7 protein-coding genes are annotated in these 10,135 nt (G+C 55.1%); 3 read left to right on the top strand and 4 right to left on the bottom strand.

What is annotated here, in order from left to right; all coding sequences use genetic code 11:
• Positions 1–194 (top strand): glycerol-3-phosphate dehydrogenase C-terminal domain-containing protein (locus ACIREA_RS04005; protein WP_397380789.1); only part of this gene is annotated, 194 nt, incomplete at its 5' end.
• Between the two features lie 549 nt (positions 195–743).
• Here the strand turns inward: ACIREA_RS04005 and ACIREA_RS04000 are convergent.
• From ACIREA_RS04000 to ACIREA_RS03985, 4 genes are all read right to left on the bottom strand, one after another.
• Positions 744–2,939: a hypothetical protein gene (locus ACIREA_RS04000; RefSeq protein WP_397380787.1), complete on the bottom strand. Its 2,196-nt coding sequence runs from the start codon at positions 2,937–2,939 to the stop codon at positions 744–746.
• Position 2,940: 1 nt separating this feature from the next.
• Entirely contained in the window at positions 2,941–4,119 is a 1,179-nt protein-coding gene (locus ACIREA_RS03995; protein ID WP_397380785.1) for an ATP-binding protein, read from the bottom strand.
• Between the two features lie 556 nt (positions 4,120–4,675).
• On the bottom strand, positions 4,676–4,996 hold the full coding sequence (locus ACIREA_RS03990; RefSeq protein WP_397380783.1) for a DUF3955 domain-containing protein: 321 nt from the start codon (positions 4,994–4,996) through the stop codon (positions 4,676–4,678).
• Between the two features lie 591 nt (positions 4,997–5,587).
• The gene (locus ACIREA_RS03985; protein WP_397380781.1) at positions 5,588–8,182 is read right to left on the bottom strand and encodes a protein kinase; all 2,595 of its coding nucleotides are present in this window, start codon (positions 8,180–8,182) and stop codon (positions 5,588–5,590) included.
• A 127-nt stretch (positions 8,183–8,309) separates the two neighbouring features.
• Between ACIREA_RS03985 and ACIREA_RS03980 the strand changes: the two genes are divergently transcribed.
• Positions 8,310–9,488, top strand: a complete 1,179-nt coding sequence (locus ACIREA_RS03980; RefSeq protein ID WP_294401551.1) for a Gfo/Idh/MocA family protein — start codon at positions 8,310–8,312, stop codon at positions 9,486–9,488.
• 46 nt (positions 9,489–9,534) lie between these two features.
• A complete protein-coding gene (locus tag ACIREA_RS03975) occupies positions 9,535–10,119 on the top strand; it encodes an ACP phosphodiesterase (protein ID WP_397380779.1) in 585 nt (194 codons plus the stop codon).
• Positions 10,120–10,135: the final 16 nt, after the last annotated feature.

The raw sequence follows: 10,135 nt of genomic DNA, 5'->3' as shown, positions 1-10,135 counted from the left end.
AAATGGCCCTCTCCGTGGAGGACGTCCTCGCCCGCCGCAGCCGCAGCCTCCTCTTCGATGCCCAGGCCTCCATGTCCGCCGCCCCCCGCGTCGCCGCCCTCATGGCCACCGAACTCCACTGGACCCCCGTCCGCACCGCCCACGAAGTCGACCACTTCCAAAAACTCGCCATCGGCTACATCCTCGAAGGCTGAGCGGAGCGCGGACACTCCTGTCCGCTTCATTCAAATCTCGGCGCAGCCGCGAATGCGCCAGCAAAGTAGCACGGGCAATCCTGCCCGTAGCCCGCAGCGTTCACTTTGTGGCCAAAATTCGGCCCTACCCAGTCCCCCAAAACCGCGCCATCAAAGGAGCCCAGTTGCTGTGCAACTGCCCCCCTGCCATCCTGCCCCCCTGCCATCGCGGCCTGAAGGGCCGCCGGACTCAGCCCAGGGCGCAGCGCAGCAAGCCCTGGGTCCATCACAATGCCCCCTTCCACCGAAGGTCGCACCCTGAATGGGTGCAGGAGATCACCCGCCAGCCCACAGGCTTTTCTCGTTTCACTTCCTCCTGCACCTATACCGGCTACACCCACATTTACGGCGTCACCGCAAAACGGTGAGGGTGAATTTCAAACCAAAATATCAGGAATGAATAGTGCGCTATCTGATGTTTCCGATTTGGTGATTCAGCCCGATGGGAATTAGTACTTGGTCAAGAAGTAGACTTCATAATCAGAGAATTTGGATTAATGCTCATGAATTTTAAAACGCAGTCTTGGCGCAAAAGATTTTCGATACTGCCTTTAAATCTTTATGTCCTTGAATGAATTCTTTTAGCTCGCCGTCGTGAGAATCGTCCAAACGCAATCTTCCGGCGCAAAAAGCAAAAACAAATTCGAGGGCCGCCTCACCACGTTTTCCGGCTTTAGCGTTAAGCAAGGACGTTATTAAATTTAGCATATTTTGGCTAAGCACCCGGTCCCGTGAAAAATTTAATTCAGATGGTGTCGCGGCGCGCAATATCGCCGCCTGAATAATGCCGTCATTATATCGTGCAAAAGTGTCCGGGTCGATTACGTCATCAATGAAAGGATTGCTTTGGAAGCAGATATCCTCTGGTAGGATGATACCATCATACAAACTACAATCTCGCGCCCGCTGTAATGCTGATGCGATCTGAACATACACAATCACCTGTGATATATTTTTGTATCCTGGGTCAAGTATAACCGAGTCCGGTCGTAATTCTAGACAGCTGCCGTCAATCTTTGGTAAGAATACATTATTCATACTCAAATGGGTGCCCTTTAAGTTAGCGGCTCTATTTCTCAATGCGGCCGCGAGCGGTTTACACTGAGCTGGCAATTTGCATTGATCATATTCAAATTTTTTCTCCTGCAACCAAGACTGGTGTATTGATTCATCGCCAATTGGTGTAACACTAAAAAAAGACCACCCATACTTTTTTGTCGTACCGCTATTCGTTAAGCTCGAATGCATGTGCCTATATCTTGCTGCGGACGCAGGAAAGACATGGCCCACTACATAGTGGCGGTGGAGTTTTGGCCACTCTCTTAAGGATTGGCTAATAATATGCAAGTTTTCACCGTTCGATTCATCACAGCAGGTGATAGCTACCGATTCATTGTCGTGGCATTCTGTTCCATTTCTATTTTTCTCAAACTCTTCTAGAGTGTATATGTCTAATTTAGTCTTTCGTGGATTTGTTCTCAAATCACACAAGGTCTCAGCCATTAGTCGCGAGGAGTAATCCTCCATCGTGATTATAGCGGTAGTGTTTATAGGCAAATGTGTTTGTTGCCGCTTCACCCACGATTCAAATGCACAGCCCTGAAAGTGTGAGGTCGAGTGAAAGGACAATGGGCGATAATGTCTTCCATAGACCCCAGACAGTTGTATTGCTAAATTGGCATTATAAAACTTCTCGCGGAGAAAATCTTTTTCGTGTCGGGTAAAATGCTTTTTTGTAATATTGACGGTGCGAGTATTTCCATGGGAAGCCATAAATTCTTCCCCCGGTATATTAATGATTTTATTCGGCAGTTGACTCTCTCGTTCGTTTTTAACTGCCGTTTTTTCATAGTAAACCGCCCTCTTTTTCAAGTCGGTATTTTTAGAGAAAACTAAAAGATGAAATATTTTATCTTCTGCTGCATGGTGGTCATGCACTAATTTTTTTGCCAAACTCCCAGAAGATGACGCCGAAATTAGCACCACATAATCAGACGTCACTTCAAACCTCAGCTTGGGATCGATGGAGTAAGAATGAAAATTCGTAATAGTTGGTATTTCGGGCTTTAAGCCACAAGCATGTGCAAGCTCAGGCATACTTTTCTGATAAAATAGTGCAATAGAAAGTATAGTGAAGCTGTCGATATATATTCTTTTGATACCAAATGGAAGCACCCTGACCATGGCATGGAATATCACCGCCAATGCAGATGGATTTTTCATCATGTTTCCAGCTCTGAGAAATATCTGACTAGGATGCTCCGATGGTTTTTGAAATGACCACCCAGCTGGTGCCTTCATCGCCGCTCCGGAATCAGCAATGATCGTTTGTATTCCTTGGGCAACTATATCGTCTATCTCATTTTCTGCAATGATCCATGATGTGCTTGGCCGATAAAGTTGAACTACAGCTTTTTGATCTATCTTGCCACATTGATCAAACGGCGCGACTATTACATGATCAACCGCCCGCAATCTGTCTTTCGTCGATCCCGATATCTTCGAATACTCTTCCTCCACTTGCGTTTCTATACCCTTAGGACATAAAAGCACAATTCGCTGCGGCGGGAGACGTCGCTTTACAAGAGCTTCAAGAGTTTCGTCTAGACTCGGATTATAACCACCATTGGGAAATTTATATAAAACCGCGACATCAAAAAATGTGCTTTCGCTTTTTAGTGAGGCGCTAAATCCGTAAAATGCCATATTAGTATTGTATGGGGATTCCGATAGTGACCACGGTTCCTTCGACTTTCGGGAGGTTCCCAGCAACAAAATCTTCGGGGTCCATATCTGGTTTCATTCCCGCAGTATAAAATGCTTCAGCACTTGAAGTCCTCACTCGAAGAAAACCTTCAAGCTCATTTACCAGCTCTATAACATTTCCCAAACCTCTCCCAAATTGAAGAGAGCCTTTTGCAGACTGGTGCTTTCGAAAGCATTTGGCCACCGCCATCCGCTCTAGCGGTCTATCGTCTATCGCTCGTTGTGCAATAGTTTTGACGAACCCAGGACCTGAGTCAAACACTGACAATTCAAGTATTCGTATTTGAGATCTGGGCACTTTGCTAGTCGGTTGTCGAGCATTAGCGAGGGCTGAAAAATAAGCTTTTGCGGCGATTTGGTTAGTCGGCGAACTGACACTAGCTAAACAAATTTTATCTCTATCGATGGCCTGTGCAGAAACTTTTATGCACCGGAGATTTTTGTCGAGTTTAGTTCCATCCACCTCGGAATACGCATGCTCTATGGTATTATGAAATACTTCACTCAACAGGCGGCCGAAAATGTAGTCAGTTCGAGCTATATGCTTTTCGACAAGATTTTTAATATTTAACTCTTCGAAACATAGCTCTAAGAATCGGTTAATCTCTCTGTAGGATCGAACGAGAGAACTGTGAAGTTCGCGGTCGTTCTTTTCGAATTCGTTTGGTGCTCTTGTGTAAACGGATCCGTGAAACTCGTTGATGGCATTTTCAATAAAAATAAGCTCGATCTCTCTACCGCGAGCTGTTTTAACAAGGTCACCTCGACTCATAGCCTCAATTCGAGGGCGTGCTGCTACTAGAACACTTTGCCGGATATCTTTATTTTCTTTAGACAGTAGACGAAACGAAAAATAGCTAGCACAAAGTCCATGCACACGGGAAGCGAACGCTTCTTGTGATTCTCCGTCATCAAGGAATGTCTTGATGATGCGTTGATTGCTCTTCCGAGCCCATGTTAACAAAAACTGGCAGAAACTGACTGAAACCCCAATTCCCCCAGCTAGAGAAAGATCGTTAGGGATGACAAGTGATTTAGAGTAGGTCGCCGGATTTTTAAGATATGAGTCCAAAACATCCAGCCCATCTGATCGCTTGATATGGAGGTCATTTGTAGGCATTGAATGTTCGTGGGATGGAGGAGGGAAAATTCGAACGATATACGCTTATGCAAGTATTCGCTTACCTCAATGTTTCATTTAAATAATACTCGCGACCGAGGTTTTCAATATCCGGAAATCTGGGTAAATGAGGTTTAGGGCCAAGTTCTTTGTGCCCGGAATCCTCGCCCACCTTTGGTCTCCTCAAAGAGTTTCCGGACCGTTCACTTGTCCACCCACCAAGGCCGCTAACCACAGCCAAGCCACTCGCTTCTCCCTCACGTCCCCTGGATCACCTCCCCATCCAAAATCAGCGCCTCCTTCGGCCCGCTGTCCCGTCCGTCCCTCCCTGCCCTCTCCTCGGCCTCTGGAGTGAAAACATGAGGTTCCTCTCATCCGTGCGGGTCGTGTCATCCGTGGTTAAAAATCTCTGCTTCCTCTGCATCTCTGCCCCTCTGCGGCAAAAACGCACGTCCCAAAGCCTCCTTCGGCCCGCTCTCCCGTCCCACCCATCCGGGTTGCCTGAGCAGCGCTTGCCACGCAGGCAGACCTCGGGGTGTCACTGGGCGGCACGGCGTCAAGCTGCCTGGCTCTTGTCCCCCGGGACCTCCCCTCGGTTAAAAAGCCCGCGCAGCCACAGCCCTAACGTCAGGCATGACCCGGCGAGGCTCAAAAGACTCCCTCCCCCAATCAAGAAGAACGGCTCCTGCAAATAGCCGTCTTTGTCGAGTGAGGAGCCGATGCATCGCGCAGCCAGCAACGAGGCCAGACCAGCCGTGAGCAGCACGGCCGTGAAGCGCCAGGCTCCCCGGTTCCGCACCTGCGACTTCAGCGCGTTTCGTATCGCAAGAATCCAGGCGGCCAGATAGCCAATGAAGATAAGATAAGGAAGAGACATCGGATTGGGTGGTGTGTGTGTTTGTTTGTCAATGAAGCGCAGCTAGCCACTGCCGCCCCTCTTCATTCATGGCAGACCACGCCCCGGCGCAGCGGGACGCACCAGCCATGGACTTTGCCCGCGGTGCGGGGGGCACATCAGAGCATGAGGGAAGCAGCAGCATGGGGGCAGACTACCCAGCTCCGTGAAATCTGTTTGAACCCCGCATGAAATCCCGATGAATTCGCACCCATTCACCGGCAATCCGCAGCGGACCTGAGCACTTTACCCCCCCATCAACTCAATCCCCTTCCCTGCCCCCTCTGCCCCTCTCCGTCAAAAACGAACGGCCCATCAACACCCATTGGCCGGATCAGTGCCAGTCAGTGTCCCATCAGCGGTTTCAAATCTCCGGCTCCTCCCCTGACTCCCATCCGGAATTACAAATCTTCACTCTGAAATTTTTTACCCCCCCAATCTTTTACCAAACGATCCCAATCCCCCCAACCGCAACCAACCTGCAAGATTGCCAGATCCGACACACAAAAACGTCCTCTGTCCCACCCCCAGTGCCATGACGATTCTTGACCTCCCTCAACCCCCTGCCGCCCTTCATTTGGCCTTCACCAGCCCCACCGCTTTCTCCCAAGCCGCCACCTCCTCCGGCACCCCCACCCCCGGTCTGGCCGCCTGCACCGTCCTCCAGGTTTTGAGAGCGAAGTCGGCCATATACTCCAGATAATCCGGCTCCAGCTTGGCCGAGGGCTCGGCCAGCGTCTGCCTCCAGGCATCCCGCGCGTGCGTCATGGCGTCCTCAAAACGCTTCTCGCGCAGCCGGATGCGCGTCATTTCACGCAAATCGTCCAAACGGTTCTTGTAGGTGGCGTTGTGCTCCGCGTGGTTCTCATAGAGCTGGTGGTGCAGCTCCCAGGCCTCATCCAGATGCCCGGCGGATTCCTCCGCCCCCGCCAGCGCGGCCAGGGCGCGGGTCATGTAGGTTTCATTGCCCCCCTGCTGCGCCACGCGCAGGCCTTCCTTCGCAGCGGCGAGCGCTGCCTCAGGTTGCTTCAAGCCGCAGTAAGCAGCACTCTGCGTTTCAAAGGCCACCTGCATGTCCTCCCGCAGGGTGTTGGCGCGGGCATCCTCCTTGGAGATGGCCGCCGTGCGCAGCTGGATGAGTTCGATGGCCTCCTGGGTGTGCTGGATGGCCTGATCATGCAAACGGGCGCGATTTTCGATCTCCGCCAGCCAGATGAGCTGATGCGGCAGATTCGGGGCCTCCGGCTGCTGCTGCTTGAGCCGCTGCACCACGATGCCATGCATTTCAGCGGCACGCGCATGGTTGCCACGATGGATCATGAGCTCCACCAGCCGGATATCAAATTCCCACTGGTGCTTCGCGAGATCGCCATCCTTCTTCGCTTGGGAGACACATTCCAAAATCTGCTTCTCCGCCGCATCAAACTCCCGCGCAGACTCCAGCGCCTCGGCATGGGACATGAGAATTCGGTGCAGCGGCACGCCCCTGAGCTGCTTCTGGCGCGCTTCCGCCACCGCCTCGGCACTGGCCTGCGCCGCCTCTTTGCCACGGCGCAGCTTCGTCCAGGCGCGCACCAACATGCCCTGCGCCCGGAACCAGTTCTGGCTGCCCCGCCCCTCATGCTGCTCAATGTCCGAGCGCAGGGCCTTGAGCAGATCCACCGCCTCGATCCGGGACCCGTGATCCACGGCCATGATGAGGTGCTGAAAGGCGGCCTCCCGTGCCGCTGGATTTTCGGGCCCCAACCGTGCAGCCGTGAGCTCCGCTGTGCGTCTTAGTGCACCCAGGGACAACTTGCGGTCGCTCATGAGATCGAACAAGCGGGCCACCTGGTTCATGAGTTCGATCTGCAGATCCGGGTCCTCGCGCATGTCTTCGATGCGCTGCTGACTGGTGATGAGCGCCAGCCGCAGGGCCTCAGGGTTCCTCCCGTTGCGCACTTCATCGGCGACCTCCCCGAGCAGACCGGTGAGGAAGGTGGCGGACTCACGGCTGCGCAGCGCCTCGGATTCCGCCCGCCCCTGCGCCTCCCGCGCAAGCTTCGCCTGCCAGATGGCCACGCCCGCCCCTGTGACCAAAGCGAGCACACTGATGCAAGCCGCTGCAAAAGCGACGTGGTGCCGCCTGATCCAGCGCGAGGCGATGTAGGACCTGCTGGGCGGATGCGCAGAGACCGGCGCGCCATCGAGGAAGCATTGCAAATCCGCAGCGAATTCGGTGGCGCTTTGGTAGCGGCGCTGGGGCTCTTTTTCGAGAGCGCGCAGGGCGATCCAGTCGAGATCCGCGGGCAGCTTGGACACATCCATGCGCACCTCCTGGGCGGGTGACGGCGCAGGAAGGATCCGGGTGGTGAAACTGGTGGAAGGACGTGGCGGATTTTTGTCGCGCACCATGCGCCAGAACTCCTGGCGGGTCTGGCCCTGCCGGGTGAGTTCGGCAAAGGGCGGGCTGCCGGTGAGCATTTCGTACAGCACGGTGCCCAGCGCGTAGATGTCGCTCCGGGTGTCCACACTGCCCACGTCTTCGATCTGCTCCGGGGACATGTACTGCGGGGTGCCGAGCACGAAATTCGCCTGCGTGGCGAAGGTCATGGCCTCGATGCCGCCGGAGGCGAGCGCCTTGGCGATGCCGAAGTCGATGATCTTGGGCATGGGCCGGCCATCCACCTCGGTGACGAGGATGTTGGTGGGCTTCAGGTCGCGATGGATGACGCCCTTCTGATGTGCGTGCTGCACGCCACTGCATACCTCCCGAAACAACGTGATGCGCTCCCGCAGCGTCAGGTGGTGCTCTTCGCAGAACGCGGTGATGGGCCTGCCGCGCAGCAGTTCCATCACAAAAAAGGGCCGCCCATCCGGGGACATGCCCGCATCCAGCATGGTGGCGATGCAGGGGTGCTCCATGGCCGCCAGCATGCGGCGCTCCTGATCAAAGCGGGCGAGGATCTGCCGCGAGTCCATGCCGCGCTTCAGGAGCTTCAACGCGACTTCACGTCGCACGGGGTGCATCTGTTCGGCACGCCAAACGAGGCCGAAGCCGCCTTCGCCGAGCTTTTCGATCAGCCGAAAGTCGCCCAGGACATCGCCGGCCTTTTCATCTCCCCTTTCCAACGGCCCATCCCCACCTTCGGGTGGGGTAGCTGGGAAATCAGTGGAATCGGGAGGCATGAAGGAGAGTTGTGTATCCTTAAGAACGCAGCGTGATCCACCAAATCATACAGCATGATCCACCAAATCATGCAGCGAGTACTTTGCTGCATTGACCAAGCCCCTCCTCGCGCTTCACTGCACCCGCATGACACCCCTTCATCAACTTCGCGCCGGCGTGATCGGCACCGGCTTCATCGGACCTGTTCATATTGAAGCACTTAAACGTCTCGGCGTGACTGTGAACGGCATCTGCGGCTCCACCAAAAGCGCGCGCCAGGTGGGCAATCTGTGGGGCATCCCGGAAATCTACGGCGATTACGATTACGAGGCGATGTACACCAGCCCGAACATCGACGTGGTGCACATCACCTCACCGAACAAGGTGCATGTGGAGCAGTGCCTGCATGCGCTGGAGATGGGCAAGCACGTCATCTGCGAAAAGCCCCTGGGCATGACGACGAAAGACACGCAGCTCGTGGTGGATGCCGTGCGCAAGGGCGGCAAGAAGGGCCCGGTTTTCGCAGTGAACTACATGTGCCGCTTCTTCCCCGCCATCCTCCAGATGCGCGCCATGGTAGCACGAGGTGACCTCGGGAAGATCATCCACGTCCAGGGCCACTTCTTCCAGGACTGGCTGCTGCATGAAACCGACTACAACTGGCGCATCCTTTCCAGCGAAGGCGGCAAACTGCGCGCCGTGGGCGATGTGGGCACCCATTGGATCGACGCCGTGGGCTTCGTGCTCGGTGCCAAAACGCAGAGCGTCTTTGCGCACATCGAGACCTTCTACAAAACCCGCAAGCGCCCGAAGGGCGAGGTGAAGACCTTTGCCAAGGTGGACCCAAAGAAGATGGTGGACTACCCGGTGGACACCGAGGATTTTGGCAGTGTGCTGCTGAAATTTGGCAAGGCGAAGCACGGTTTTGCAGATGGCGTGCATGCCAATGCAAGCATCTCGCAGGTGGCCGCCGGTTGGAAATGCAGCCTGAGCTTCGGCATCTACGGCACCAAGGGCAGCGTGCGCTGGGACCTGCAGCAGCCGAACGAAATCACGCTGGGCCGCCGCGATGAACCGAACCAAATCCTGCAACGCGGCACACCCGGATTCCTCGAAGACGTCGCCAACTACACCGACTACCCCCCCGGCCACGCCGAAGGTTTCAGCGATGGCCACAAAATGCACTACCGTGCCATTTACGAGCACATCGCCAGCGGCAAACAGACCCCCGTCCTCTTCGCCACCGCCGAAGACGGCCACCACGAGATCAAACTCTGCGAGGCGATCTTGGAGAGCAGTGAGAAGAAGACGTGGGTGAAGGTGTGATTGCGGCAGGACTCGATTTTTGGAGGAACCCGGGCACTTTGTTTCCATGAACTGGCTGGCCCATCTTTACCTGTCGGAGCCGGAGGCGGCGTTTCGGGTGGGGAATTTGCTGCCTGACTGGTTGAGGCCGGCGGAGATGGTGGGGCTGCCGGAGGGGTTTCAGCGGGGGATTGCGCGGCATCGGGCGATTGATGCGTTCACGGACGCGCATCCGCTGGTGAGGCGGAGTGTGCGGAGGTTTGAGAAACCGTTCCGGCGCTATGGCGGGGTGCTGACGGATGTGTTCTATGATCACTTCCTGGCGGCGGGCTGGAATGTGCATAGCAAGGAACCGCTGGGAGAATTTGTGCACGGTTTTTATGACTCGGTGCAGCAGGTGCAGGAGCACATTCCGGCGGAGGCGTGCGCGGTGCTGGAGCACATGCGGGCGGGAGACTGGCTGTGCTCCTATGCGACTTTGGAGGGGATCGAGACGACGCTGAGGCGGATGTCGCGGAGACTGCGGTTTCCGTTTGATCTGGCGGCGTCAGTGGCGGTGCTGGAGGCGCAGTATGAAGGGTTTCGGGAGGACTTTGAGGCGTTTTTTCCCGAGGTGATTGCGCACGTGAGGGCAGCACTACCGGAATTTTAAACCACTCATCTAACAC

It is taken from the genome of Prosthecobacter sp., assembly GCF_044373815.1.
In the GTDB taxonomy this organism is placed as follows: Bacteria; Verrucomicrobiota; Verrucomicrobiia; order Verrucomicrobiales; family Verrucomicrobiaceae; genus Prosthecobacter.
This window is presented reverse-complemented; position numbering and strand designations above follow the sequence as displayed.